Below are 26985 nucleotides of genomic sequence, written 5' to 3'. Positions count from 1 at the left end.
GCCGCGCTGCCATGGCGGAAACTACCGAGGGCCCCCGCCCAGACCGCGCAGGCCCGCACCCCGGTCCGCCCTCAGGCCTGCACCAGCTTGCCCGGCTGGCCGGGCAGCACCTTCCAGGCCGCGTCCCGCACGGTCTGGTACTGGCGGCTGAACACCGTATCCACATAGATCCATTCGGCCTGGCAGGCCTGGGGGGTTGCCGTGACGATCATGTAGCCGCGGCGGGAGGTATCGCAGTACTTGAGCGTGTTGATGAACTGCAGCAGCGCGCCACGCAACTGGGCCGGATCCTGGCCGGGCAGGTAGTCCTCGAAGCCGGGCGAGCTGACGGACGAGGTGGCGAACTCCACACCCACGCCCTGTCCGCTGCGGTCGCGCAGCTCGCTGGCCCAGGCGTTGTGGGTGTCACCGGCCAGCACGACCAGGTTCTTGCCCAGGCTGCGCGCCGTGGCCAGCACGGTCTCGCGAGCCACGGCGTAGCCGTCCCAGGCATCGAGGTTGTAGGGAATGCTGGGCTGGGCCAGGATGGCCTTTTCCGCCGCCGTCAGGCTGGCCGGGTTGGCCTGGGCCTTGGCCAGCAGCGCCGCGTAGGCCGGCAGCGAGACACCGCTGCCGGGGCTGAGGATGTCCATCAGCAAGGGCGCCGGCAGCTCCATGCGCCCCATCAGCACCTGCTGGCCCAGCACCTGCCAGGTGGCCTGCGAGGCCGCCATCTGCTGGCCAAGCCACTGGGTCTGCGTGGCGCCCATGAGCTGGCGTGCGGGATTGGCCATGTCGGAGGAAAAGCGCGCCGCGTCCAGCCCCTGGGCCGTGAAATAGTCGGCGTAGTCCAGCTGTTCGTCGCGGCCGATGACGCGCGTGTCCAGCATGTGCAGCGCCAGCAGGTCGCCGAAGGCGAAGCTGCGGTAGATGATCTCGGGCTGTGCGTTGCGCGTGGGCATCCACTCGTGATAGGCCTTGAGCGCGGCCACCTTGCGCAGCTCGAAGTCGCCTTCGGCGGCCGGCTGGTGGTTCTCGGCGCCGTGCATCCAGGTGTCATTGGAGACTTCGTGGTCGTCCCAGACCGCAATCATGGGCGCTGCCGCATGCAGGGCCTGCAGGTCGGCATCGCTCTTGTACTGGGCATGGCGCTGGCGGTAGTCGGCCAGGCTGACGATTTCGTTGGCCGGCAGGCTCTGGCGCTGCATGGCTTCGGCCTTGCCGTTGGCATAGCCGCCGCGCGCATATTCGTAGATGTAGTCGCCCAGATGCACGGTGGCGTCCAGGTCGCCCTGGCGTGCCGCATGCGCGTAGACATTGAAGTAGCCGGCCGGGTAGTTGGCGCAGGAAAACACGGCCAGCTTGACCTGCTGCACGGCGCCCACGGGCAGGGTTCGCGTGCGGCCCGTGGCGCTGGTCATGCCCTGGCAGCGAAAGCGGTAGTGGTAGCGCGTGGCGGGCCTGAGGCCCGTGGCATCGGCCTTGAAGGTGAAATCCTGGGTGGCGCGCGCCATGGCCTTGCCCGAAGTCACGAGGGTCTTGAAGTCGGCGTCCGATGCCACTTCCCACTCCACCTCGATGTCGCTGGAATGGCCCTGCGGCGGCGTCACGCGGGTCCAGAGGATGACGCGGTCACTCAACGGGTCGCCGCTGGCCACGCCGTGGCGGAACTCGACGGGAATGCGGCTGTCGCCATCCGACCCGCCGCAGCCGGCCAGTGGCAGCGCCAGGGCCGAGGCGCCCATGCCGCGCACGAAATGGCGGCGGCTGGCGACGAGGCCGGATTCGCGGGAGCCGGCTTTCGCCTGCTGCAGGATGTTGGTGATGCTCTCTTTGTGCTTCATGCTGGACCGGGGCCCGAAGGCCTCCGTGGGGTGGTATGAAGCCAGCGAGCATCGGCGGCGCAGGTGACAGGCAGATGTCACCTGCGCCTGGCGCTCAACTATGCAAACGCGGCGGCCAGGGCCTGCTCCAGGTCGGCACGCAGGTCCTGCACCGCTTCCAGGCCGATGGCAAAGCGCACCACGGTGCCGCTGCGCAGCTGGGGCGTGGGGCAGCTGCGCATGGACGACAGCTCATAGGGCACGACCAGGCTGATGGGACCGCCCCAGCTGTAGCCGATCTTGAACAGGCGCAGGCTGTCGCAGAAACGGTCCACGGCCTGCTGGCCGTGGCGCGGATCGATGACCACGCTGAACAGGCCGGCGGCCACGCCCTCGCCGCCTGCGGCTGCGCCACACAGCGCCTTCCAGTTCTCGTGGCCCGGAGCGCCTTCCAGCGCCGGGTGCAGCACCTGGGCCACGGCCGGCTGCTGCTGCAGCCAGCGCGCCAGCTCGCGCGCGGCGCGGTCCTGTGCGTGGTAGCGCAGCGCAATGCTGGGCAGGGAGCGCAGCACGGCCTCGGTGTCGTTGCCGCCCACGCCCAGGCCCAGGCGCATGTGCGCCAGCTTGATGCGCATGTGCAGCGCCTGGTCGCGCGTGATGATGCTGCCCATGAGCACGTCGCCACCGCCGCTGGGGTACTTGGTCAGCGCATGCACGGTGGCATCCACGCCCAGGCTGTGCGTTCCATCGGCCAGCAGATCGAAGGGGTTGAAGGCCAGGCCCGCGCCCCAGGTGTTGTCCAGCACGGTGGTGATGCCCCGCTCTCGGCACAGGCGCACCATGGCGATGAGGTCGGGGAACTCCATGGTCACCGAGCCCGGCGCCTCCAGCCAGACCAGCCGCGTCTTGGGCGTGATTTTGGCTTCGAGGTCGGCAACATCCATGGCGTCATAGCACTGGTGGCGCACGCCGAAATGGGCCAGCTCGCCCTCGCTCAGGGTCTTGTTGGGGCCGTAGGCGTTGTCGGGCAGCAGCATCTCGTCGCCGGTGCGCAGCAGGGCCAGGGAGGTGGTCGCAATCGCAGCCAGGCCGCTGGGTACCAGCAGGCACTGCAGGCCGCCTTCCAGCGCGCTCAGGCGCTCTTCCAGCAAGAAGGTGGTGGGCGTGCCGTGCAGGCCGTAGGTATAGCTGCTCTTGTCCAGCCACTGGCGGCGGCGCATGGCCGCCACGTTCTCGAAGATCACCGTCGAGGCCTTGTGCACGGGCGGCTGCGGCGCAACAAAGCCCTCGGGCGGCTGGTAGGGATGGTGGATGAGATGGGTGCTGATCTGCAGGTCGGGTGTGCTCATGCAGCGCATCTTATGCGCTGGGCTGCAGCGTTCAGGCATAAAAAAACCAGGCGGGGAATCCGCCTGGTTTTCACAAGGGCAACGGAGCCGGTGGCTGCGATCAGCTGGCCTTGATCTCCAGCATGTTGCTGACGTTGTTCACGCCCTTGACGGATTTGGCAATGTCGCCTGCGCGCATCTTGAGTGCTTCGCTGGGGACCGAGCCGGTCAGCGTCACGGCGCCTGCCTTGGTGTCCACGTCGATCTTGAGGGCGGAGATATCGGGCTCCTTGATCAGGTCGGCCTTGATCTGGGCGGTGATGCCGGCGTCGTCGAGTGCGGCGCCTGCCTGGCTCATGGCGTTGTTGGTGGCCGCTTCGGCCTTGGCAGCACCTTCCTCGATCTTGGTACCGGCGCTGCTCATGGCATTGTCGATCTTCTGGCCGGCGCTTTGCGCGGCCTGCTGGGACTGCTGAACCGCAGAGTCGAGCTTCTGGCCCGCAGTGTCTTCGGTCTTGCCGCAGGCGGCAAGGCCGAAGGCCAGGGCAGACACGGCGAGGATCTGGCAGCAGCGTTGGGTGATGAAAGTCATGCGGTTACTCCTTGAATAGTTGTGAGGCGGTCAACACAGGCCTCGACTTTATTGAGGGCCCTGGGACAAACCCATACGACGCCGACGCAAGCGCCTGTAGGACAAGCCCGAACATCCCGGCACTATCCAGTTAGCATGACAATAGCGGCCATGCATTCCCTGGCGCGCTGGTTTCCCTTCCTGGCATGGCCCAAACCTTCGGCAGCCGTGCTGCGCGGGGAGTTCTGGGCAGGTCTCACCGTTGGTCTGATGCTTCTGCCCCAGGGCGTGGCCTATGCCGCCCTTGCGGGCATGCCGCTGATCACGGGCATTTACGCATCCATCGTTCCGGCCCTGGTGGCCGCGCTGTTCAGCGGCTCGCCCCGTCTGGGCGTGGGACCCACGGCCCTGAGCGCGCTGCTGATCGGCGCCTCGCTCACAGGCCTGGCCGAGCCAGGCTCCGCGCACTGGGTGGCGCTGGCCGCATGGATGGCGATTCTGTCGGGCCTGGTGCAGTGGTCGCTGGGGCTGATGCGCGCCGGCTGGCTGCTCAACCTGGTGACCTCGCCCGTGCTCACGGGCTTCACGCAGGCTGCGGCGCTGCTGATCCTGGCCTCGCAGCTGCCCACGCTGCTGGGCCTGCGCTCGACCTGGGGTGCCGTCTGGAACACGCCGTCGCTGCAGCTTTTCGACTGGCAGTCCATCGTCTACGGCATGGCCAGCATTGCCTTGCTCGTGCTCGCCAAGCGCTGGCGTGCGGCCTTTCCCTCGGCCATCTTCATCATCGCGCTGACCGGCGTGATCAGTTGGGCCACGGACTTTGCCGACGACGGCGGCGCCGTGGTCGGCCATCTGCCCGCGGGCCTGCCCAGCTTCCAGCTGCCGGGGCTGCTGAGCTGGGACGAGTTCGGCGCCCTGGTGATGCCGGTGCTGGTGATCTCGCTGGTGAGCTTTCTGGAGACGGCCTCCAGCGCCCAGGTGGAGCACCAGCAGGCCGGCACGCGCTGGAACGAGAACCAGGACCTGGTCGCCCAGGGCCTGTCCAAGATCAGTGCGGGCCTGTTCGGCAGCTTTGCCACCAGCGCCTCGTTCTCGCGCTCGGCCGTGAATCTGCTGGCCGGCGCCAAGACGGGATGGTCCAACGTGTTCTCCATCCTGCTGGTGGTCATCGTGGTGATGTGGTTCATCCCGGCGCTGTACCACGTGCCCAAGGCGGCGCTGGCGGCCATCGTGATCACGGCCGTGGTCAACCTCGTCAAGCCGCGTGTGCTGCTGCAGCTGTTCAAGGTGTCGCGCGTGGAGGGCAGCATTGCCCTGGCCACGCTGCTGCTGACCATCGTCACGGCGCCGCGCATGTACTGGGGCGTGTTCGCGGGCATCGTGCTGAGCCTGGGCTACTTCCTCTACCAGCGCCTGCACCCGCGCATCATCGAGGTGGGCCAGCATCCTGATGGCAGCCTGCGCGACCGCAACCTCTGGCAGTTGCCTCCGCTGGCGCCAGGCCTGCTGGCCCTGCGCATGGATGCCGAGCTGGACTTCGGCTCGGCCTCGGCCCTGGAGCGACGCATCGGCGACGAATGGGCGCTGCGCCCCGAGACGCACCACCTGTGCCTGCTGGCCCAGCCCATCAACCGCATCGACGTGACGGGCGTGGAGACCTTCGTGCGCCTGCAGCTGCTGGTGGCCAAGCGCAGCGGCGTGCTGCACGTGGTGGGCCTGAAGTTGCCGGCCGAGCAGGTGCTGCTGCGCGCCGGCGCCCTGCACCGCGGGCCGCACCTGCGGCTGTACCGCACCGATGCGGAATTCCTCGCCGCGCTGGCCCTGCCGCCCTTCATATCTCGGCCGGGATCAACATCTGTTACCAGCGATGGTGCAAAAGTCGACGCCGGCGCGGCGACAATTGAGCCTACACACTGATACACTTCACCGGCTTTTGATTCAGCCCTCTGTGACTGCCCCCGCCTCCCACCAATCCGTATACCTGCGCGACCTGCGCCTGGCCACAGCCCACGCGCTGGTTACCCACGCTGGCGGGGCGGTCCATTTGCCCACGGATTCGCCGACGCGATACCTGCAGGCGCTGATCGACGAACTGTGTTCGCTGTCGCTGCGCGACCCGCTCACGGGGCTGGCCAACCGCCGCCATTTCCGCACCATTGCCGAGCGCGAGATCGACCGCGTGGCGCGCTCGGGCGAAGCGGCGCTGATGCTGATGCTGGACATCGACCATTTCAAGCAGATCAACGACCAGCACGGCCATATCGTCGGCGACCGGGTTCTGCAGTCGGTGGCCCGAACCCTGACCAGTTGCGTGCGCCCCATGGACACGCTGGCCCGCTACGGAGGCGAGGAGTTCGCCATCGTGCTGCCGGCCTGCCCTGCGACGTTCGGCCTGTCCGTGGCCGAGCGCATACGCAGCGCCATCGAGCGCATGCCGGTGGTCATCTCACCCACGTTGACACTGCAGATCACCATCAGCATCGGCGGCGCCTATGCGCTGCAGTGGATACGCAGCACCACGACCTTGTGGACCGAGCGTGCCGACAAACAGTTGTACCTGGCCAAGTCTGCCGGCCGCAACCGCGTGCACATTGAAGAACAACCAGACAGTACGGTAAGCGCGGAGGAAAAAAGCCTGCTTTTCGGACCTTTGTATGCCCCCTCCCCGTTTGACAATGGGCTGAATCCAGTTATTGCAACCGATGTGGACCCCGAAGATGGACTCCGCTGATAGCCCGGTGGTAAGCGACAACGCCATTCCCCACCCCTCCCTGCCCGCTGCCGTTTCGATGAGCGATGCCGTGCGCGCCAAGCCGCGCGGACACATCATCGCCGTGACCAGCGGCAAGGGCGGCGTGGGCAAGACCTTCGTTTCGGCCAACCTGGCCGCAGCGCTGACACGCCATGGCCTCAAGGTCCTGGTGCTCGATGCCGACCTGGGCCTGGCCAACCTGGACGTGGTGCTCAACCTCTACCCCAAGGTCACGCTGCACGATGTGTTCACCGGCCGTTCCACGCTGGAGGAAGCCATCCTGCCCGCCCCCGGCGGCTACTCGGTGCTGCTGGCCGGCTCGGGGATGATCGAGTACTCGCGGCTCACGCCCGAGATCCGCCAGCAGTTCACGCACACCATCGAGACGCTGGCCCCTCGCTACGACATCGTGCTGCTGGACACGGGCGCGGGCATCTCCGACGTGGTGCTGTTCTCGGTGTCCATGGCCACCGAAGTGCTGGTCATCGCCACGCCCGAGCCCACCTCGCTGACCGATGCCTATGCAGCCATCAAGGTGCTTGCCATTCAGCAAAAGCGCCAGCAGATCCGCCTGGCCATCAACCAGGCCGCGCGTCCCGGCGATGGCCGCGCCATCACGGGTCAGCTCCAGCAGGTGCTCAACCGCTTTGTCAGCACGGCCTCCGGCGAGCCATTGCGGCTCACGCACCTGGGCGACATTCCCTCCGACCCGGCCGTGCGCGAGGCCGTGATGCGACGCCAGTTGCTGCTGCAATCCATGCCCGGTGCACCGGCTTCGCTGGCCGTGGCCCAGCTGGCCAATAAAATCAAGGCCCTGCTGGTGTCGGGCGGCTGATCGGGCCGCCCCTCGCCGGCGACCCGATCCAACCTGCGGCCCTTGCCGCCCCCCGCCTGCCTGCCTGTGCCCGATATCCTCAATATTTCCTGCTACAAGTTCACGCCGCTGCCCGACGCAGCGGCGCTGCGCGACACCCTGGCCGAACGCGCCCAGGCCCTTGCGCTCAAGGGCACCATCCTGCTGGCCGAGGAAGGCATCAACTTCTTCCTGGCAGGCCCCGCCCAGGCGGTGCACAGCTTCGTCGATCAGTTGCGCAGCGATGAGCGCTTTGCCGACCTGGCCCCCAAGGAAAGCTGGTCCGACACCGTGCCTTTCCGCAAGATGCTGGTCAAGGTCAAGCGCGAGATCATCCGCATGGACCACCCCACCATCCGCCCGGCAGAGGGCCGCGCGCCTTCTGTCAGCCCCGCCACGCTGCGCCGCTGGCTGCAGCAGGGCCACGATGACGAGGGCCGCGAGGTGGTGACGCTGGATACGCGCAACGATTTCGAGGTCGATGCCGGCGCCTTCAAGGGCACCATCGACTGGCGCATCACCAAGTTCACCGAATTCCCGCCCGCGCTGCGCGCCCACAAGGCCGAACTGGCCGGCAAGACCGTGGTCAGCTACTGCACGGGCGGCATACGCTGCGAGAAGGCCGCCATCCTCATGCAGGACGAAGGCCTGGACCATGTCTATCAGCTCGAGGGCGGCATCCTCAAGTACTTCGAGGAGACCGACGGCGCCTTCTATGACGGCGGCTGCTTCGTCTTCGACGAGCGCCGCGCCGTGGGTGCGGACCTGGCCATCACGCCCTTGGCTCCGGCAGAGCCGCTGGAGCCGATACAGCCGACAAGCCCGCCAGGCAAGGCTTAGGCCTTCAACCGCAGCGCCTGCTGCGCCACGCGCTCGCCGAACAGGCGCGCGGTCTCCAGGTCGCCCGGCAGCATCTCGGCGGCCGAGGCATCCGAGGCCGATTGCGCCATGGCGCCGCTGAAGGCGCCTATCCAGTTGAGGTCGTTGCGCTGCGCGGCGCGCGCGTTGGACGGCAGCATGCCGCTGCCCACCCACAGCCCGCCGTGCTGCATGGCCAGCTGGAACAGATAGTCCAGCGTGGTCTGCTTGTTGCCGTTGACGCTGGCACTGTTGGTGAAGCCGGCGAACAGCTTGTCCTTCCAGGCCTGCACGAACCACGGCTTGGACGAGGCATCGGCAAAGCGCTTGAACTGCCAGCTGGGCCCGCCCATGTAGGTGGGCGAGCCGAAGATGATGGCATCTGCCGCCGCCAGCAGCTCCCAGCCGCCGGCAGGCAGCTGGCCGTCGCTGTCTATGGCCAGCATGCGCGCACCCGCGCCATCGGCCACGGCCTGGGCCATGCGCTGGGTGTGCCCGTAACCCGAGTGGTAGACCACCACGATATCTGCCATACAAGAAATCCTCGGGCGCCGGCCACGGCTCCAGGCCGGCAGGCGCCACATTCATCAATCATCCACGCCAAAAGGCCCCACAGCGCTGCTGCGGGGCCCACTCAGGCCGGTAGCCTAACAAAAATAAAGGAGCTGGCGGCAGTGCGCGGACCACTCAATGGCGCCGTGCATCCACACTCCAGCCACCGGCGCCATGGGCGGCAAAGCCCAGCAGGCCGCCCGTGACGGCGATGTTCTTCCAGAACAGCAGCTGCTGCATCATGGCCGCGTCAGCCGGCACGCTCCAGTAGGCATGGAAGAAGAAGCTGGCCACCAGCGTGAAGAAGGCCAGCGCCAGGGCCGCCCAGCGCGTGCACCAGCCCAGCAGCAGGGCCAGCCCGCCGACGATCTCCACCACCAGGGCCACGGCCACGCCGATCTGCGGCATGGGCATGCCCACCGAGGCCGCATAGCCCACCGTGCCGGCGAAGCCTCCGATTTTCTGAAAGCCCGCAGGCACGAACATCAGCGCGATCAGGATGCGGCCGGCCAGCGCCAGCGGGTTGCTCAGACGGTTCAGCATGATGGTTACTCCTCGTGAATGCTCAGGCTTGCAGATCGAACACCAGGACCTCGGACTGTTCCCCGTCGTGCAGGCGCAGTCGCGGTTCATTCTCCACAAGGGCCGCATCGCCCGTTGTCAGCCGTTGCCCATTGACGCTCAGCGCGCCGCGCACCAGGTGCACATAGGTTTTGCGGCCGGGGGGCAGCTCCATTTCGGCGTGCTCATCGCCGTCGAACAGGCCGGCATAGAGCCGGGCATCGGCATGGACGGTGACCGAGCCATCCGCGCCATCGGGCGAGGCCACCAGGCGCAGGCGGCCGCGCTTTTCCTCGTCGGCAAAGGCTTTCTGCGCATAGCCGGGCGCAATGCCCGTCTCGCTGGGCAGCAGCCAGATCTGCAGGAAATGCGTGGTCTGGCCCGGTGCGTGGTTGTGCTCGCTGTGCACCACGCCCGAGCCGGCGCTCATGCGCTGCACCTCTCCCGGCGAGATGGTCTGCTCATTGCCCATGCTGTCCTTGTGCGAGAGCCGGCCTTCGAGCACGTAGCTGATGATCTCCATGTCCTTGTGGCCATGGGCGCCAAAGCCCGTGCCCGGGGCGATATGGTCTTCATTGATCACGCGCAGGTTGCCAAAGCCCATGTGGCGCGGATCGTGATAGCCCGCAAACGAGAAGCTGTGGTGCGAGCGCAGCCAGCCGTGGTCGGCATGGCCGCGTTCGCGGGATTTGCGCAGGGCGATCATGTGTATGTCCCTTTCAACTGGTCAGATCTTCAAAACTCTTGCGTCGGTGGCTCCACTGTAGAAGCCGCTGTAGCAGGCCAGGCACAGCGGGATTGATGGCATCATTCAAAGCTTTTGAATCCATAACGCCCCATGCCCAGCCCCCGCGACGTGCTCACTCCCGACAGCCTGGCCATGCTCCAGGCGATTGCCGAGGCCGGCAGCTTTGCCGCCGCCGCACGCCAGCTGGGCCTGGTGCCAAGTGCCCTGACCTACCGCGTGCGCCAGATCGAGGATGCGCTGGACGTGCTGCTGTTCGACCGCCGCTCGCGCCACGCCCAGCCCACCGAGGCCGGCCGGGAACTGCTGCGCGAAGGCACCCGGCTGCTGCATGAGATCGACACCGTGGCCCACCGCGTGCGCCGTGTGGCCACGGGCTGGGAGCCGCACCTGACCATCGTGGTGGACGGCGCCGTGGCGCGCACGCCCATGCTGGAACTGGTCGAGGCCTTCTACGCCATGCAGCCGCCCACGCGGCTGAAGCTGCGCGACGGCATCCTCACCGGCACGCTGGAGACGCTGACCTCGGGCCGCGCCGACCTGGCCATCGGCGTGGCCGTCAACTCCAGCAACGTGGCAGGCCTGCAGGCCTGCGAGCTGGGCGAGCTGGACTTCGTCTTTGCCGTGGCGCCACACCATCCGCTGGCCACGGCGCCCGAGCCCATCACCGACGCGACGCTGCTGCAGCACCGCATCATCGCCGTGGCCGATTCAGGCCTGCGCGACAGCGCCAGCATGGGCCTGCTCAGCGGCCAGGACATCTTCACCGTGGACTCCATGCAGGCCAAGATCGAGGCCCAGGTGCGCGGCATAGGCTGCGGCTTCCTGCCCCATTTCATGGCCGACGTCTATGTGCAGGCCGGCCTGCTGGTAACGCGCCAGGTCGCCCGGCCCTCGCGCAATGTGCGCATGCACTACGCATGGTCCTGCCCGCCGCAGCAGGACCCGCCGCGCGCGCTGCAGTGGTGGCTGCAGCAGCTGGAAAGCCCCGCCACGCGCCGCGCTCTCATGGAAAATCATCACCGACATTGAGCTGGCGCACGCCGCCGGGCGGTCTGTGCGGGTGTAGAGTGGTTACAGGTCCCGGCCTGCTCCGCCGCTGCGGCGAAGCAGGCCGGCAAGGACATGCTTCCCGGAATCTGCCACTGCCCGCAAAGGTCTGCTCCATGAACGCTTCCCGCGCCGCCTCCAAGTCCACGGTCAAGAAAAAGGCCACCAAGCCCCCCGAAGCCTCCAAGGCGCGCCCCAAGGCCGGCGCGCGCCGCATCGCCGTGATCGGTGCCGGCATGGCGGGCCTGGCCTGCGCCCGCACGCTGATGCAGGCCGGCCACGATGTCCATGTCTACGAACGGCTGCCCCAGGTGGGCGGGCGCATGCGCTCCGTCAACGCCGCGCATGGCGCCTTCGACATCGGCGCGCAGTATTTCACCGTGCGCGACAAGCGCTTCGAGCTGGCCCTGCAGACCGTGCCCGGCCTGTGCCGCCCCTGGAGCGTGAGCACGCTGCGCGTGCTGGATGCGCAGGGTCGCCAGTCCAGCGCCGCACCCGCACCCACCGAGGCCCATTGGGTGGCCACGCCCGACATGCAGGCCCTGCCCATGGCCTGGGCCGCGCCGCTGTGGGACGCCGACCGCCTGCATCTGGGCCAGCGCGTGACCAAGCTCGAACGCCAGCTCGGCTCGCGCGGCTGGAGCCTGCATGTGGAGACGACCGAGCCGACCACGCAGATCCGCACGGGATTCGATGAAGTGATACTCGCCCTGCCCGCGCCCCAGGCGCGCCAGCTGCTGCAGACCACGCCCCTGGCCCTGTCGCTGGTGCAGGGCATGGCGGCCGTGGAGATGGCACCCTGCTGGGCGCTGACGCTGTCCTATCCCATGGCCACCGAGGCCGGCCTGTCCACCCTGGGCCCACAGTGGAATGCAGCCCGTACCACCCATGAGCGTGCAGTCTGGGTGGCGCGCGAATCGTCCAAGCCGGGACGCTCCCAGAGCGAGCGATGGACCGTGCTGGCCAGCCCCCAATGGTCCCAGGAGCACCGCTCCGACGACGCGCCCCGCGTGCTGGCCAAGATGCAGAAGGCCTTTGGCGAGATCACGCGCATCCGCATCCCCCCCCGCCATGCCAGCGTCTATCTCTGGCCCCATGCCCAGACCCTGTCGCCGCTGGGCAGCAGCCATTTGCGCAACAAGGACGCCGGCCTGGGCCTGTGCGGCGACTGGTGCATTGGCCGCCGTGTCGAGGATGCCTTCGTCTCGGGGCTGGAGATGGCGCTGGCCATGGTTGCGGACTGAGCCGGGGCAGTGTCCGGCTCCCAGGTCATGGCAAGGGGCGGCGCGAGGCTTTAACATCCGGCCCCGATGATTTGCGCCGTCCCTCAGTCCCCCGATCCCGGCATTGCCACCGCGGCCTCCCCCTATGTGGGCCGCTTTGCGCCCTCGCCCACGGGCCTGCTGCACGCAGGCTCCCTGGTGGCAGCGCTGGCCAGCTGGCTGGATGCCCGGGCCCACGGCGGGCGCTGGCTGGTGCGCATCGAGGACATAGATCCCCCGCGCTGCCAGCCCGGTGCCGACATGGCCATCCTGGGCCAGCTCGCCGCCTGCGGCCTGCTGCCCGACGAGGAGCCGGTCTGGCAATCCCGCCGCGGCGCCCTCTACGAGGCCGCTGTGGAGCAGCTCAAGGCCAGCGGCCTGGCCTATCCCTGCGGCTGCACGCGCAAGGACATCGAGGCCGCCTGGGACCGCCTGGGCTGGATCCATGAACGCCATGTGGAGCGCCCCTACCCCGGCACCTGCCGCGGCGGCCTGCATGGCAAGAGCCCCCGCGCCTGGCGCTTTGCGCTGGACCACTTTGCCGGCCGCCACCCCGTGCTGCACTGGCAGGACCGCCGCATGGGCGCCCAGCAACAGGACGTGATCCACAGCGTCGGCGACTTCGTGCTGCGCCGGGCCGATGGCCTGTGGGCCTATCAGCTGGCCGTGGTCGTCGATGACGGCCTGCAGGGCGTCACCCATGTGGTGCGCGGCGCCGACCTCGCCGACAATACGCCCCGCCAGATGCTGCTGCAGCGCGCCCTGGGCCTGCCCGCCCCGCAGTACCTGCATACGCCGCTGGTGCTCATGCCTGACGGCGAGAAACTTTCCAAGCAGCACGGCGCCCCCGCCCTGGACCTGAGCGTCCCCCTGGCCACGCTTCGCACCGCCGCCACCCACCTGGGCCTGCCCCAGCCTTCTCCACAGACCGCATTGGGCGAAGCGCTGCAGTTCTGGGTACGGAGCTGGCGCCATACATACAATTGAGCCCGTGAACCCAATTCCTTCCTCCCACGCCGAGCAGTCCATGGACGGCGACATCCCGAACACCATGCCCGCTGCCTCCGGCACGCCGCATGATTGCCCTTCACCCTCCACGCCTGCGGCCGCGCGTACCGGCCAGCCGCCCGAGGGCGTGGCCCATCCCAAGACCATCAAGAGCTATGTGCGCCGCGCCGGCCGCACCACGACCGGCCAGGCCAAGGCCTTCGAGGAACTGGGCCCGCGCTTCGTGCTCAACTACCAGGCCGCGCCGCTGGACGCCGCAGCCACCTATGGCCGCCAGGGCCGGCTGATCCTGGAGATCGGCTTCGGCATGGGCGAGGCCACGGCACACATTGCGCGCGTGCGCCCGGACGACAACTTCCTTTGCTGCGAGGTGCACGAGCCTGGCGTGGGCGCCCTGCTCAAGCGCATTGGCGAGCAGGACATCACCAACATCCGCATCCTGCAGCACGACGCCGTCGAAGTCATAGACAACATGCTGCCCGAGGCCAGCCTCGACGGCGTGCACATCTTCTTTCCCGATCCCTGGCACAAGAAGAAGCACAACAAGCGCCGCCTGATCCAGGAGCCGCTGGTGGCCAAGCTGGCGCGCCGGCTGCGCCCCGGTGGCTACATCCACTGCGCCACCGACTGGGAACCCTACGCAGTGCAGATGCTGGAAGTGCTGGGCGCCGAGCCACTGCTGGCCAACACGGCACAAGGCTATGCCGCCAAGCCCGACTACCGGCCGCTGACCAAGTTCGAGAACCGCGGCATCCGCCTGGGCCACGGCGTATGGGATCTGGTGTTTGAGCGCCGCTGAGCCGGTCGCGCCCTCCTCCAAGACAAGGCCTCGCATGCAGCCATTGCTACAGAATCTGGTCGAGATGACGGCCCACCGGGACCATCTGCGATTGGAAATCTCGGTGCTGTCCACCTTGTTCAAGCTCAACGGCGTGGTGCAGGTGCGGGCGCTGGAGCTGTTCGCCATGCCTGACGGCAGGCACTGCGTGCGTGCGCGCACCTGGAGCCAGGGCGATGAGGTCATGTCCACCGATGCCGAGGCCCTGTACGACCCGCAGAGCGTGGAGCTGTCCTCCATGCCCTCGCTGCAGCAGGCCCTGCAGCAGCGCGCCCTGGTCGCCTCGGCCGTGCAGCCCGATGGCCGCCATGTGCTGTGGCTGCCGCTGTGGCGCCAGGAGACGGCCTACCACTGCCTGGAGATTGCCCAGTCTACGGCCTTCTCGCCCAGCCGGCTGGATGTGATCCAGGGCATCTTCGGCGTCTATCACAACTACCAGAGCCTGCTGGACTACAGCGAGCGCGACGCGCTGACCGGCCTGCTCAACCGCAAGACCTTCGACGAGCAGTTCCTGCGCCTGTCTCTGCAGGAGCCGCCGGCAGCCATGCCTGGCGTGGCCACGCAAGATGTTCCGGGCCAGTGGCTGGCCGCCATCGACATCGACCATTTCAAGCGCATCAACGACCGCTTCGGCCATCTGTATGGCGACGAGGTGCTGATCCTGGTGGCCAACATCCTGCGCAGCTGCTTCGATGCCAAGGACCGCGTATTCCGCTTCGGCGGAGAGGAGTTCGTGGTGCTGCTGCGCTCGGTCAGCCTGGCCAATGCGCGCAAGGCGCTGGAGCGCCTGCGCCACGATGTGGAGAGCTACGAGTTTCCCCAGGTCGGCCGCATCACCGTGAGCGCGGGATTTGCCGCCATGGGCACCGGCGCGCCCGTGGAGGTTCTGGGGCATGCCGACCAGGCGCTTTACCACGCCAAGGAACATGGCCGCAACCAGACCTGGTACTACGGCGACCTGATCACCCAGGGATTGCTGGCACCCCAGGTGAACAGCAACGACATCGAACTGTTCTGAGCCCGACCTGAGGCCAGGCCGGTCAGGCCGGGTCGGCCACGCGCACGCAGTCGCGCCCGGCGTGCTTAGCCTCGTAGAGCATGGCATCGGCACGCTGCAGCAGTTGCTGCACGCCCTCGCCGCCACGCAATTGGGCCACGCCAAAGCTGGCCGTCAGCATCAGATCCAGCCCGTGGACATGCACGGGCGTGGTGCGCACGGTCTCGCGCAGTTGACCGGCCAGTGCCCCGGCCCGGGCCGCAGCGACACCTGGGATCACGATCAGGAACTCCTCCCCGCCGTAGCGCGCCATCCAGTGCGCCGACGAATCCAGCTCCAGCGCACGCTGGCAGCGCAGCGCCACCTCGCGCAGCGCGGCGTCGCCAGCGGCATGGCCGTGCCTGTCGTTCACCCGCTTGAAGTGGTCCACGTCCACGAACATCACGCTCAGCGCCGCGCCCCGGTCCCGGCTCTGGACGACCTCGGTCGCCAGGCGCTCGTCCATGGCGCGCCGGTTGAGGCAGCCGGTCAGCGCGTCGGTCAGCGACATGCGCTTGACCTCTTCCACCAGCTCCTGCAGTTGCCCGGTGCGCTGGGCCACCAGCAGGTCCAGATGCTCGATGTGGCCGCGCAGGTCATGCTGCAGCTGGGCAAAGCCCTGCACCACCAGATCGATCTCGTCGTGCTGGCCGCGCCGGGTCCGCTCCAGCACCAGTGGCCGCGACAGCTCGTTGGGCTTGAGGCTGGCCGCAAAGCTTGCAATCTGCTGCAGCGGCTGGCGAAGTTCGCGGCGCATCACCCAGGCCACCATCAGGCAGACCAGGGCCGTGAACAGCGCATAGCCCAGCAGCACACGCAGCGTGGAGTCGCGCAGCACCTCCAGGTAGTGGCCCCGGTTTTCCCAGACCTGCAACTCACCCAGCGGCAGGCTGGACTGGCTGTGCCTGGGCGCGGCAATGGCCATGGACACGGCGGGAGCCTGGCCATCCCTGGGCTCGCCGGCCTCGTACATCTCGCCCGTGGAGGTGACGCGCAGCTGCACATGGCCGACCAGGGGCAACCGGCCCAGCCACTGCACCTGCTCGTGCACCAGGGCAGGCTCTATATCCCACAGCGCGGCCGACAGCGAGATCATGCTGTTGGTCACCACCGTCTCCATGGAACGGCGAAACTCCTGCTGCCCCTTGCGGTACTCCCACCAGGCGTGGGCACCGCCGAACACCAGCATGCAGGCCACGGCCAGCAGCATGATGCGCACAATCAGCAAGGAGGCGATCGAACGGAAGCGGGGCATGGAAGGCGCTCAGCGCAGCAGGTGCTTCAACTCGAATCCGTAGCGCCGCAGCCGGGGATTGAGGTGCTTGCTGTAGCTGCGAAAGTCCAGCGGAGCCAGGGGCGCGCTGATCCTGTGCTCGTAGCGGTCGATCTGGGACTTGTCCAGCAAGGCGAACATGGGCCGCACCTGCTCCAGCCCTTCGGTGGCGAAATCGCTGCCGTGCGCATGGTCGTACAGCATGACCAGGGCCCAGGCGCCCGTGAGGAAATGGCCGCCCGCCAACGCGCTCAGCTCGCCCGTGCGCAGCGCCGTCATGGCGGCGGCCGATGAATTGATGGCACTGAAGAAGGCATCGTGCCCGGGCGCTCCCCCGCGCGCGCGCCAGGCCTGCATGGCGCCAAAGGCCATCTCGTCGTTGCCGGCCCATACCAGGCGCACTTCGGGATAGCGCTGGAACAGCACGGCCGCCTGCTGCTCGGCGCGTTCGCGGCGCCATTCGCCAAAGACTTCCTGCTGCAGCACCACGTCACCGGCCTCGGCCGCTGCGCGGCGCATGCCGGCATTGCGCTCCACCGACGAGGGCGTGGAGCGGTCGCCGGCAATGGCCACCATGTGCAGCCGGCCATCGGCCGCACGCGCGTGGCCCGACGCCCGCGCGGCGGCGAACAGGGCCTTGGCCGTGAGGTAGCCGGCCTCTTCGGCGCCCGGCTCCAGGCTGCCCAGCCAGTGGCGATAGCGCTCTCGCGCCACGCCGGTCTGGCCACGCAATGTCTCGGGCACGCCACTGAAGGCCATGAAGCTGTCTATGCCTGCCGCCTCCAGCGTGCGCAGGATTTCGGGCGCCACGCTGTAGTCGTTGGTGAACATCACGTAGCGGGGCCGCTGCGCCTTGGGCAGGGCCGCGATCTGCCGCGCGATCTCGATGGGGCGCAGGTGGTCGCGCTGCGCATAGCGCACCTGCAGCTGCATGCCCAGGCTGCTGGCCGCGTCCTGCATGGCCTCGCTGACCGTGGTCCAGTAGCGCTCGTCGGATCGGCCGGGGTTGATGAAGACCACGCTTTGCGCGGCGGCAGCGGCCGATTGCGCCACCACGCCCATCACGCACGCCATGCGCAGCGCCCACGGCAAGACGCCCCGGTGGAGGAATCCACCGGGGCGTCCCGAAGCGGGAGCAGCAGCAATCATCTGCCGCGCAGCTGGATCAGGCGCGCTCTGCCACCCAGGCCTGCACGGCGGCCAGCGCGGCCGGCAGGCCCGCTGCATCCGTGCCACCGGCCATGGCCATGTCGGGCTTGCCGCCGCCCTTGCCGCCGACCTGGCTGGCCACGAAGTTCACCAGCTCGCCAGCCTTGATGCGCGAGGTCTCGGCCTTGGTCACGCCGGCAGCCAGCTGCACCTTGTCGCCATCGACCGCCGCCAGCACGATGGCGGCGGCGCCCAGCTTGTCCTTGAGCTTGTCCATGGTCTCGCGCAGGGTCTTGGCATCGGCGCCTTCCAGCCTGGCGGCCAGCACCTTGATGCCCTTGACGTCGACGGCCTGACCGGCCAGTTCGTCGCCCTGGCTGGAAGCGAGCTTGCCCTTGAGCGCAGCCACTTCCTTCTCCAGCGCACGGATCTGCTCCAGCGCGCCGCCGATGCGGGTGTTCAGCTCGGCCGTCGGCGCCTTCAGCGCAGCGGCCGCCTGGTCCACCGTGGATTCCAGCGATTGCAGGTAGGCCAGCGCGTTCTCGCCGGTCACCGCCTCGATGCGGCGCACGCCAGCGGCCACGCCGCCTTCGCCCACCACCTTGAACAGGCCGATGTCGCCTGTGCGCTGCACGTGGGTGCCGCCGCACAGCTCGCGGCTGGTGCCGATGTCCAGCACGCGCACGGAGTCGCCGTACTTCTCGCCGAACAGCATCATGGCGCCCGTGGCCTTGGCCGATTCGATGTCCATCACCCGCGCGTCGGTGGGCGTGTTGGCCAGGATCTCGGCGTTCACGCGGCGCTCGATCTCGCGGATCTCGGCAGCGGTCACGGCCTGGTTGTGGGCAAAGTCGAAGCGCGTGCGCTCGGCGTTGACCAGCGAGCCCTTTTGCTGCACGTGGTCGCCCAGCACTTCGCGCAGGGCCTTGTGCATGATGTGCGTGACCGAGTGGTTGCGCATGGTGGCGGCACGCAGCTGCGTGTCCACCTCGGCCTGCACGGCATCGCCCACCTTCAGGCTGCCGGACTCCAGCACGCCATGGTGGCCGAACACATCGGCCTTGATCTTGAGCGTGTCCTCGACCGCGAAGCGCGCGCCTGCGGTGCTGATCACGCCCTGGTCGCCCACCTGGCCGCCGGACTCGGCGTAGAAGGGTGTGGTGTCGAGCACGACCACGCCGCTCTGGCCGGCCTTGAGTTCCTGCACGGCGCAGCCTTCGGCATACAGTGCCACCACCTTGGCGGCCTCGGCCAGCTTCTGGTAGCCGGTGAAGGCATTGGCCTGGCCCGTGTACTCGAGGGCGCGGTCCATCTTGAACTTGCCAGCCGCGCGGGCCTTGTTCTTCTGTTCTTCCATGGCGGCCTGAAAGCCTGCCTCGTCCACGCCCAGGCCACGCTCGCGGCAGACGTCGTTGGTCAGGTCCAGCGGGAAGCCATAGGTGTCGTGCAGCTTGAAGGCCACGTCGCCGGGCAGCACCTTGGCGCCACCGGCCAGCGCCGCATCCAGGATTTCCATGCCGTTGGCCAGGGTCTCGAAGAAGCGTTCTTCCTCGACCTTGAGCACTTCGGTGATGCGCGCTTCCTGCTCGCGGATCTTGGGATAGGCGTCGCCCATCACGGCCACGAGGTCCTTGACCAGCTTGTGGAAGAACGGAGTCTTCTGGCCCAGCTTGTAGCCGTGGCGGATGGCGCGGCGCACGATGCGGCGCTGCACGTAGCCGCGGCCTTCGTTGGACGGGATCACGCCGTCGGCCACCAGGAAGGAGGTGGCGCGGATGTGGTCGGCAATGACCTTGAGCGACGGGGTCTCGAGGTCGGCAATGTGCGTCTCGCGCGCAGCCGCCTTGATCAGTGCCTGGAACAGGTCGATCTCGTAGTTGCTGTGCACATGCTGCAGGATGGCGGCCAGGCGCTCCAGGCCCATGCCGGTATCCACGCAGGGGGCGGGCAGCGGCTTGACGTTGCCCTGCTCGTCCATGTCGAACTGCATGAACACGTTGTTCCAGATCTCGATGAAGCGGTCGCCGTCTTCGTCAGGGCTGCCCGGAGGGCCGCCGGCCACGTGCGCGCCGTGGTCGTAGAAGATTTCCGAGCAGGGGCCGCAGGGGCCGGTGTCGGCCATCATCCAGAAGTTGTCGCTCTTGTAGCGGCCGCCCTTGTTGTCGCCGATGCGGATCACGCGCTCGGGCGGCAGGCCGATTTCCTTGGTCCAGATGTCGTAGGCCTCGTCGTCCTCGGCGTAGACCGTGGCCAGCAGGCGCTCCTTGGGCAGCTTGTAGACCTCGGTCAGCAGTTCCCAGGCCCACTTGAGCGACTCGCGCTTGAAGTAGTCGCCAAAGGACCAGTTGCCCAGCATCTCGAAGAAGGTGTGGTGGCGGGCGGTGTAGCCCACGTTTTCCAGGTCGTTGTGCTTGCCGCCTGCGCGCAGGCAGGTCTGCACCGAGGTGGCACGCGTGTAGGGGCGCTTGTCGGTACCCAGGAACACGTCCTTGAACTGGACCATGCCCGAGTTGGTGAACATCAGCGTCGGGTCGTTGCCGGGCACCAGGGGGCTCGACTCCACGATGGTGTGGCCCTTGGATGCGAAAAAGTCCAGAAAGCTCTTGCGAATGTCGGCAACGGTGAAAGTGGGTGTGCTCATGGTGTCTAGGAGTTCGGAGCGCGCACGCGGGGCGCTGTCCCTGGCGGGAGGGTGTCCCGTCGGGACCAACGCGCATTATAGGTTTGCCCCATCGTCGCGGCAGCGAGCCCCACCCGTCCCTCCATCGCGCACCTGGCCGAAGAAGGCCTCACCCCCCATCTGCCCGCCCTTGAGCGCGATCTCAAGCCCGCCGCTGGCCGGATCGCTGACATGCGCGCGCAACAGCGGCGCGCGACTGGCCGGTCCGCGGCGCCTGCAGCTGTGGGTGGCGCCCCATACGGGCCGCAGGGCCGACATTCTTGCGCTGGAGAAATGGCGGGTGCAGGAGATGGGGGAGATGGCTAGCACAGGCGATCTCGCCGTTCCCTGATCCCGCTCAGACTGCGCGCGATGGGCGCCCTGGATAATCGCCAGCCGGAACCACAGCAAGCACACCATGGCGCAACCACCGACACCCGAGCCTCATTCCGCCGAACCGGCCCAACCAGGCAAAAGCCGCATCGTGCCCTGGCTCATCGGCCTGCCCGTGGCCTTCTTCGCTGTGCTCATGCTGGCTGGCCAGTTGCTGTCCACGCCCGAAGGCGAGGCGCGCTGGGTGGAGCGCGAAACCATCAAGATCTGCCGCAAGGAAACCGCCAGGCCTGAGGCCGAGCGCAAGACGCGGCAGTTTGAATCGGTGCAGGACTGCGACAGGCTCGAATTCGACTTCAAGCAGCGCTACGGTGAAAACCCCTGAGGCGGAGCCGCAACGGAAAATGCCCCCACGCTCCCCTGCTTCGCAAGGTCCGCTGCCCCCAGGGGGCCAGCTTTTTGCCTTGGGGCGGCCCGGCGACAAAAAAGGCCGGCAGAGCCGGCCTTTGGCTTGCGAGGGCCCGTTCAGTCGCGCGTCTCGATGGCCCGGTTGATGCCCAGCGCCGCCAGCGTGCACAGCGCGCCCGACAGCAGATAGATGCCCAGCGCCACCAGTCCGAAGCGCGAGGACACGCCCAGCGCCACCAGCGGGGCAAAGGCCGCGCCGACCAGCCAGGCCATGTCCGAGGACAGGGCCGCGCCCGTATAGCGATAGCGCGAGGGGAAGTTGGCCGTCACCGTGCCTGCCGCCTGCCCGTAGGACAGGCCCAGCAGGATGAAGCCGACGATGATGAACACGTTGTTGCCCGTGGTGCCGCTGCCCAGCAGCCAGGGAGCCACAAAGCTGAAGATGCCGATCAGGCAGGCCATGGTGCCCAGCGTGTTGCGCCGCCCCACCCGGTCGGCCAGCCAGCCCGAAGCCATGATGGCGCCGGCCGCACAGAAGGCGCCAACGATCTGCACGCCCAGCACATGGTTCACCGACTGGTCCGAATACAGCGAGATCCAGGACAGCGGGAAGATGGTCACCAGGTGGAAGAGCGCAAAGCTGGCAAGGGCTGCAAAGGCACCGATGACCACGTTGCGGCCCTCGTCGCGCATCAGCGGCACCACGCCCATGGGCTCCAGCTCGCGCTGCGCCAGCAGCTCGGTGTAGGACTGGCCCACCACCAGGCGCAACCGGGCAAACAGTGCCACCACGTTGATGGCAAAGGCCACGCAGAAGGGATAGCGCCAGCCCCAGCTGAGGAACTCGTCGGCATCCACATGGGCATAGATGAAGGCAAACAGGCCTGCCGCCAGCACAAAGCCCAGCGGCGCACCCAACTGCCCGATCATCGAATACCAGCCCCGCCGGTTCTGGGGCGCCGACATGGCCAGCAGCGACGGCAGGCCATCCCAGGAGCCGCCCAGTGCAATGCCCTGGCCGATGCGCAGCAGCGCCAGCACGATGATGGCGTTCACGCCCGCCTGCTGGTAGCTGGGCAGGAAAGCCATGCCCACCGTACACACGCCCAGCAGGAAGAGCGCCAGCGTCAGCTTGGTCGCCCGGCCCCAGCGCCGCTGCACGGCCATGGACAGCGCCGTGCCCAACGGCCGCGCCACGAAGGCCAGCGCGAAGATGCCGAACGACATCAACGTGCCGTCAAGCTTGGAAAGATAGGGGAACAGCAGTGCCGGGAAGACCAGCACGCAGGCGATGCCGAACACGAAGAAGTCGAAGTACTCCGAGGATCGCCCCAGGATCACGCCGACGGCGATCTCGTTGGGCGTGACATCTTCGTGGGTGTCGGCGCGGGACAGAGATTCCTTGCTTTCGTAGCTTCCGTTGGGGAAGCTTGCAGTTGTGTCGAGGCCGCTCATAGATGGATGCTCCTTGTCTCGTCTCACTGACAGCTCCGTTCTACGCCCTCGCTTGATCTGGCGCAAGGCGGTTTCACCTCGACCGGACTTGGTGTTTTTCCTGCTGCGCGCGGCCGAAAAATGCGGCCTCCGGGCCGCCGGGACCCCGCTGCCTGCCCCGCCAGGTAGCAGAAAGTTCCCGGCTTCTCCTTGACGTTGGACAAAATGTCCAATGGACAAATTTATACTTCGTAATACATTTGCCCGGATCTTGTAATCCGCGTTTCTATGTAAACGCGCTCTTGTTGCGCCCCTAGCATGCTAAAAATCAAGGAACTCCGTGGGCCTGCGTGGCTCACCGCGGCCGCTTTGACAGCCAGTCTCACTGGCTGCAGCAAAGCCGTCGTGCTCAACCCGGCCGGCGATATCGCCGCGCAGCAAGGCAACCTGGTGGTCACGGCCACCTTGCTGATGCTGATCATCATCATCCCGGTGATCATCCTCACGCTGCTGTTCGCCTGGAAATACCGCCAGTCGAACACCGAGGCCCACTACGACCCCGAATGGCACCACTCCACCACGCTGGAGCTGGTGATCTGGTCCGTGCCGCTGATGATCATCATCGCGCTGGGCGCCATCACCTGGATCAGCACCCACAAGCTCGACCCCTACCGCCCGCTGGACCGCGTCTCGGCCTCCAAGCCCTTGAGCACCGATGTCAAGCCGCTGGAAGTGCAGGTCGTGGCCATGGACTGGAAGTGGCTGTTCTTCATCCCTGAAAAGGGCATCGCCACCGTCAACGAGCTGGCCGCTCCCGTGGATCGTCCCATCCACTTCAAGCTGACCGCCACCTCGACGATGAACGCCTTCTACGTGCCTGACCTGGCCGGCATGATCTATGCCATGCCCGGCATGCAGACCGAGCTGAACGCAGTGATCAACAAGACCGGTGTGTTCCACGGCCTGGCATCGCACTACAGCGGCGCCGGCTTCTCGGGCATGACGTTCAAGTTCCACGGCCTCAGCGACGAGGAATTCGAGCAGTGGGTTGCCAAGGCCAAGTCCGAAGGCAAGGCCCTGAACCGCGACACCTACCTGAATCTGGTCAAACCCAGCGAGCGCAACCCGGTCGAGCGCTTCGCCACCGTGGACGAAGGCCTGTACGACAAGGTGCTCAACCGCTGCGTCGAGGAAGGCAAGATGTGCATGCACCACATGATGGCCATCGATGCCGCAGGCGGTGAAGCCTATCTCAAGGCCGTGGGCATGAACCTGCCCCAGGATGTGTGCACGGTGCAAAACGCCGACCGCGTCGTGGCCTTCCTGGACCAGCGCGACGGCTCGGCCGCCAGCGCACAGCAATAAGCAGATAGCGGAAGCGGACGACGGCCAGCCCGCCGCCCGTTCCAAAACGACCTAAGAGACTCGATATGTCTGAACATACCTCCCCGGCACAGGCCCACTGGCTGCTGGGACGCATCACCTGGGACTCCATCCCGATGGCGCATGAGCCCATCGTGCTGGTGACCTTCATCGCCGTGGTGCTCGGCGGCCTCGGCGTGCTGGGCCTTCTCACCAAGTTCCGCCTGTGGGGCCCGCTGTGGCGCGACTGGCTGTGCAGCATCGACCACAAGAAGATCGGCATCATGTACATGATCCTCGGTCTGGTCATGCTGCTGCGCGGCTTCGCAGATGCGCTGATGATGCGCCTGCAGCAGGCCATGGCCTTCGGCGACAACCTGGGCTACCTGCCTCCGCACCACTACGACCAGATCTTCACGGCCCACGGCGTGATCATGATCTTCTTCGTGGCCATGCCCTTCGTGACCGGCCTGATGAACTACCTGGTGCCGCTGCAGATCGGCGCCCGCGACGTGTCCTTCCCGTTCCTGAACAACTTCAGCTTCTGGATGACCACGGGCGGCGCCGTGCTGGTGATGATCTCGCTGTTCCTGGGCGAGTTCTCCACCTCCGGCTGGCTGGCCCTGTCCAACCTGGGGGCGCAGAACCCGGGGGTGGGGCTTGACTACTACATCTGGGGATTGCAGGTGGCCGGTGTCGGCACCACGCTGTCGGGCATCAACCTGATCGTGACCATCATCAAGATGCGCGCACCCGGCATGAACCTGATGAAGATGCCCGTCTTCACCTGGACTGCCCTGTGCACCAACGCGCTGATCGTGGCCTCGTTCCCCATCCTGACAGCAGCCCTGGTGCTGATGTCGCTGGACCGCTACGTCGGCACGAACTTCTTCACGAACGACCTGGGCGGCAACCCCATGCTGTACGTGAACCTGATCTGGATCTGGGGCCACCCCGAGGTCTACATCCTGATCCTGCCGTGCTTCGGCATCTTCTCCGAGATCGTCTCGACCTTCAGCCGCAAGCGCCTGTTCGGCTACACCTCCATGGTGTACGCGACGGTGTGTATCACCATCCTGTCCTACCTGGTGTGGCTGCACCACTTCTTCACCATGGGCTCGGGCGCCAGCGTGAACACGTTCTTCGGCATCACGACGATGATCATTTCGATCCCGACGGGCGCCAAGATCTTCAACTGGCTGTTCACCATGTACCGCGGCCGCATCCGCTTCACCGTGCCGATGCTGTGGACCGTGGGCTTCATGTGCACCTTCGCCATCGGCGGCATGACCGGCGTGCTGCTGGCCGTTCCCCCGGCCGACTTCGTGCTGCACAACAGCCTGTTCCTGATCGCCCACTTCCACAACGTGATCATCGGCGGCGTGGTGTTCGGCGTGTTCGCCGGCATCAACTTCTGGTTCCCCAAGGCCTTCGGCTACAAGCTCGATGAGTTCTGGGGCAAGTGCTCCTTCTGGTTCTGGCTGGTCGGCTTCTGGGTGGCCTTCACGCCGCTGTACGTGCTGGGCCTGATGGGTGTGACGCGCCGCGCCAACCACTTCGAGGACCCCTCGCTGCAGATCTGGTTCATCATCGCCGCCTGCGGCGCAGGCCTGGTGGCCCTGGGCATCGGCAGCTTCCTGATGCAGCTCGTGGTCAGCTACTTCAAGCGCGACCAGCTGCGTGACGAAACCGGCGATCCATGGGAAGGCCGCACGCTGGAGTGGGCCACATCCTCGCCCCCGCCCCAGTACAACTTCGCCTTCACGCCCGTGGTGCATGAGATCGATGCCTGGTGGGATATGAAGAAGCACGGCTACCAGCGTCCGCTGACCGGCTTCAAGCCCGTGCACATGCCCGCCAACACCGGCGCCGGTGTCGTGATCGCTGCGCTGTCCACGGTCTTCGGCTTCGCGATGATCTGGCACATGTGGCCCCTGGCCATCGTGTCCTTCGCCGCCACCGTGCTGGCGTCGATCATCCACACGTTCAACTACAAGCGCGACTACTACATCCCCGCCGCGGAAGTCGCGGCCACGGAAGAACTGCGCACACAACAGCTGGCACGTCATGTCTGATATCCGTTACACCGCAGGCGGCGCTGCCGCCCTGGCCCCGCGTGAGTACCACCTCGCCGAGGAGCCCCATCCCGAAAACGGCACCGCTCTGGGCTTCTGGCTCTACCTGATGAGCGACTGCCTGATCTTTGCAGCGCTGTTCGCCACCTATGGCGTGCTGGGCCGCAACTACGCTGCAGGCCCCACGGGCGCCCAGCTGTTCGACCTGCCCCTGGTGGCGATGAACACGGCCTTCCTGCTGCTGTCGTCCATCACCTTCGGCTTCGCCATGCTGCAAAAGCAGCAGGGCAAGCTGGGCGGCACGCAGATGTGGCTGGCCATCACTGGCCTGTTCGGCCTGTGCTTCCTGGGCCTGGAACTCTATGAGTTCTCCCACCTGCTGCACGAGGGCGCTGGCCCTCAGCGCAGCGCCTTCCTGTCCTCGTTCTTCACGCTGGTGGGCACCCACGGCCTGCACGTGACCTTCGGCCTGATCTGGCTGGTCACGCTGATGATCCAGATCAACAAGCACGGCCTGACGCACGAGAACAACCGCCGCCTGATGTGCCTGTCGATGTTCTGGCACTTCTTGGACGTGGTCTGGATCGGCGTCTTCACTTTTGTTTATCTGATGGGGGTGCTGTAAATGGCTGCACACGACATCCACGCCGGCCACGGTCACCACGACCATCACGGCCATGACGACCACCACCACGATGCCGGCCCGCACAGCACGTTCTCGGGCTACATGTGGGGCTTCGTGCTCTCGATCATCCTGACGGCCATCCCGTTCTGGCTGGTGATGGGCAACATCATCTCGGACCGCTCGACGGCCGTGATGGTGCTCGGCGGCTTCGCCGTGGTGCAGATCCTGGTCCACATGGTCTTCTTCCTGCACATGAACGGCAAGATCGAAGGCGGCTGGACCCTGCTGTCCACCATCTTCACCGTGGTCTTCGTGGCCATCGGCATCGCAGGCACGCTGTGGGTCATGTTCCACATGAACACCAACATGATGCCCCAGCACACCATGCCGGCCGATCCTGCGGCGCAGACGGCACCGGCCGTGGTCACGCCTTGACCGCATCCGGAAACTC

24 protein-coding genes are annotated in these 26985 nt (G+C 66.9%); 14 read left to right on the top strand and 10 right to left on the bottom strand.

The genetic code is table 11. From position 1 onward, the window contains the following. Positions 1 to 71: 71 nt before the first annotated feature. From HFGMBDPB_RS10520 to HFGMBDPB_RS10510, 3 genes are all read right to left on the bottom strand, one after another. Positions 72 to 1823, bottom strand: a complete 1752-nt coding sequence (locus tag HFGMBDPB_RS10520) for an alkaline phosphatase D family protein (protein ID WP_212645370.1) — start codon at positions 1821 to 1823, stop codon at positions 72 to 74. A gap of 98 nt (positions 1824 to 1921) precedes the next feature. Next, on the bottom strand, positions 1922 to 3151 hold the full coding sequence (locus HFGMBDPB_RS10515; RefSeq protein WP_046239850.1) for a PLP-dependent transferase: 1230 nt from the start codon (positions 3149 to 3151) through the stop codon (positions 1922 to 1924). Between the two features lie 100 nt (positions 3152 to 3251). After that, positions 3252 to 3722, bottom strand: coding sequence for a BON domain-containing protein (locus tag HFGMBDPB_RS10510; protein WP_016447159.1), 471 nt, complete (start codon positions 3720 to 3722; stop codon positions 3252 to 3254). 150 nt (positions 3723 to 3872) lie between these two features. Here HFGMBDPB_RS10510 and HFGMBDPB_RS10505 point away from each other — a divergent pair, with 150 nt between their 5' ends. The 4 genes from HFGMBDPB_RS10505 (at position 3873) to HFGMBDPB_RS10490 (ending at position 8146) form a co-directional block, all read left to right on the top strand. After that, on the top strand, positions 3873 to 5618 hold the full coding sequence (locus tag HFGMBDPB_RS10505) for a SulP family inorganic anion transporter (RefSeq protein ID WP_212645369.1): 1746 nt from the start codon (positions 3873 to 3875) through the stop codon (positions 5616 to 5618). 31 nt (positions 5619 to 5649) lie between these two features. Then, positions 5650 to 6432 (top strand): GGDEF domain-containing protein, encoded by a 783-nt coding sequence (locus tag HFGMBDPB_RS10500; RefSeq protein ID WP_212645368.1) that lies wholly within the window; start codon positions 5650 to 5652, stop codon positions 6430 to 6432. After that, positions 6419 to 7288: a MinD/ParA family protein gene (locus HFGMBDPB_RS10495; protein ID WP_016447162.1), complete on the top strand. Its 870-nt coding sequence runs from the start codon at positions 6419 to 6421 to the stop codon at positions 7286 to 7288. Before HFGMBDPB_RS10500 ends, HFGMBDPB_RS10495 begins: the two co-directional genes overlap by 14 nt. Positions 7289 to 7354: 66 nt before the next feature. Further along, a complete protein-coding gene (locus tag HFGMBDPB_RS10490) occupies positions 7355 to 8146 on the top strand; it encodes a sulfurtransferase (RefSeq protein WP_203400913.1) in 792 nt (263 codons plus the stop codon). Here the strand turns inward: HFGMBDPB_RS10490 and HFGMBDPB_RS10485 are convergent. The 3 genes from HFGMBDPB_RS10485 to HFGMBDPB_RS10475 form a co-directional block, all read right to left on the bottom strand. Further along, positions 8143 to 8697, bottom strand: coding sequence for a flavodoxin family protein (locus HFGMBDPB_RS10485; RefSeq protein ID WP_074921314.1), 555 nt, complete (start codon positions 8695 to 8697; stop codon positions 8143 to 8145). The genes HFGMBDPB_RS10490 and HFGMBDPB_RS10485 overlap by 4 nt on opposite strands. 154 nt (positions 8698 to 8851) lie before the next feature. After that, on the bottom strand, positions 8852 to 9259 hold the full coding sequence (locus tag HFGMBDPB_RS10480; protein ID WP_016447170.1) for a DoxX family protein: 408 nt from the start codon (positions 9257 to 9259) through the stop codon (positions 8852 to 8854). 22 nt (positions 9260 to 9281) lie between these two features. Then, a complete protein-coding gene (locus tag HFGMBDPB_RS10475; protein ID WP_016451660.1) occupies positions 9282 to 9983 on the bottom strand; it encodes a pirin family protein in 702 nt (233 codons plus the stop codon). A 132-nt stretch (positions 9984 to 10115) separates the two neighbouring features. On the opposite strand from HFGMBDPB_RS10475, the gene HFGMBDPB_RS10470 reads away from it, so the two are divergent. The 5 genes from HFGMBDPB_RS10470 to HFGMBDPB_RS10450 all read left to right on the top strand — a co-directional run bounded on the left by HFGMBDPB_RS10470 (position 10116) and on the right by HFGMBDPB_RS10450 (position 15198). Further along, entirely contained in the window at positions 10116 to 11054 is a 939-nt protein-coding gene (locus HFGMBDPB_RS10470) for a LysR family transcriptional regulator (protein WP_016447172.1), read from the top strand. Between the two features lie 134 nt (positions 11055 to 11188). Beyond that, positions 11189 to 12316: an NAD(P)/FAD-dependent oxidoreductase gene (locus HFGMBDPB_RS10465; RefSeq protein ID WP_046239826.1), complete on the top strand. Its 1128-nt coding sequence runs from the start codon at positions 11189 to 11191 to the stop codon at positions 12314 to 12316. Between the two features lie 66 nt (positions 12317 to 12382). Then, the gene (gluQRS, locus tag HFGMBDPB_RS10460) at positions 12383 to 13321 is read left to right on the top strand and encodes a tRNA glutamyl-Q(34) synthetase GluQRS (protein WP_212645367.1); all 939 of its coding nucleotides are present in this window, start codon (positions 12383 to 12385) and stop codon (positions 13319 to 13321) included. 64 nt (positions 13322 to 13385) lie between these two features. Then, positions 13386 to 14141: a tRNA (guanosine(46)-N7)-methyltransferase TrmB gene (trmB, locus tag HFGMBDPB_RS10455; RefSeq protein ID WP_197065211.1), complete on the top strand. Its 756-nt coding sequence runs from the start codon at positions 13386 to 13388 to the stop codon at positions 14139 to 14141. Between the two features lie 34 nt (positions 14142 to 14175). Then, a complete protein-coding gene (locus HFGMBDPB_RS10450; protein WP_016447176.1) occupies positions 14176 to 15198 on the top strand; it encodes a GGDEF domain-containing protein in 1023 nt (340 codons plus the stop codon). 22 nt (positions 15199 to 15220) lie between these two features. On the opposite strand, the gene HFGMBDPB_RS10445 is transcribed toward HFGMBDPB_RS10450, so the two are convergent. The 3 genes from HFGMBDPB_RS10445 to alaS all read right to left on the bottom strand — a co-directional run bounded on the left by HFGMBDPB_RS10445 (position 15221) and on the right by alaS (position 20279). Continuing rightward, positions 15221 to 16471 (bottom strand): GGDEF domain-containing protein, encoded by a 1251-nt coding sequence (locus HFGMBDPB_RS10445; RefSeq protein WP_154834186.1) that lies wholly within the window; start codon positions 16469 to 16471, stop codon positions 15221 to 15223. 9 nt (positions 16472 to 16480) lie between these two features. After that, on the bottom strand, positions 16481 to 17563 hold the full coding sequence (locus tag HFGMBDPB_RS10440) for an ABC transporter substrate-binding protein (protein ID WP_016447178.1): 1083 nt from the start codon (positions 17561 to 17563) through the stop codon (positions 16481 to 16483). Between the two features lie 91 nt (positions 17564 to 17654). After that, the gene (gene alaS, locus HFGMBDPB_RS10435) at positions 17655 to 20279 is read right to left on the bottom strand and encodes an alanine--tRNA ligase (protein ID WP_047327365.1); all 2625 of its coding nucleotides are present in this window, start codon (positions 20277 to 20279) and stop codon (positions 17655 to 17657) included. Positions 20280 to 20715: 436 nt separating this feature from the next. Here alaS and HFGMBDPB_RS10430 point away from each other — a divergent pair, with 436 nt between their 5' ends. Beyond that, entirely contained in the window at positions 20716 to 21015 is a 300-nt protein-coding gene (locus HFGMBDPB_RS10430) for a hypothetical protein (RefSeq protein WP_212645366.1), read from the top strand. Between the two features lie 140 nt (positions 21016 to 21155). Here HFGMBDPB_RS10430 and HFGMBDPB_RS10425 read toward each other — a convergent pair whose 3' ends face one another. Beyond that, positions 21156 to 22493: an MFS transporter gene (locus tag HFGMBDPB_RS10425; protein WP_212645365.1), complete on the bottom strand. Its 1338-nt coding sequence runs from the start codon at positions 22491 to 22493 to the stop codon at positions 21156 to 21158. 297 nt (positions 22494 to 22790) lie between these two features. Between HFGMBDPB_RS10425 and cyoA the strand changes: the two genes are divergently transcribed. The 4 genes from cyoA (at position 22791) to cyoD (ending at position 26969) form a co-directional block, all read left to right on the top strand. Then, a complete protein-coding gene (gene cyoA / locus HFGMBDPB_RS10420; RefSeq protein ID WP_016447182.1) occupies positions 22791 to 23837 on the top strand; it encodes a ubiquinol oxidase subunit II in 1047 nt (348 codons plus the stop codon). 65 nt (positions 23838 to 23902) lie between these two features. Beyond that, a complete protein-coding gene (cyoB, locus tag HFGMBDPB_RS10415) occupies positions 23903 to 25909 on the top strand; it encodes a cytochrome o ubiquinol oxidase subunit I (protein ID WP_016447183.1) in 2007 nt (668 codons plus the stop codon). Then, the gene (cyoC, locus tag HFGMBDPB_RS10410) at positions 25902 to 26534 is read left to right on the top strand and encodes a cytochrome o ubiquinol oxidase subunit III (protein ID WP_016447184.1); all 633 of its coding nucleotides are present in this window, start codon (positions 25902 to 25904) and stop codon (positions 26532 to 26534) included. Before cyoB ends, cyoC begins: the two co-directional genes overlap by 8 nt. After that, positions 26535 to 26969, top strand: coding sequence for a cytochrome o ubiquinol oxidase subunit IV (gene cyoD / locus HFGMBDPB_RS10405; protein WP_016447185.1), 435 nt, complete (start codon positions 26535 to 26537; stop codon positions 26967 to 26969). It begins immediately after the preceding gene. The last annotated feature ends 16 nt before the right edge of the window (positions 26970 to 26985 follow it).

It is taken from the genome of Delftia sp. PE138 (assembly GCF_018320755.1).
Taxonomy (GTDB): domain Bacteria; phylum Pseudomonadota; class Gammaproteobacteria; order Burkholderiales; family Burkholderiaceae_C; genus Comamonas; species Comamonas tsuruhatensis.
The sequence above is the reverse complement of the archived record's forward strand: the minus strand, read 5'-3'. Positions and strand labels throughout refer to the sequence as shown.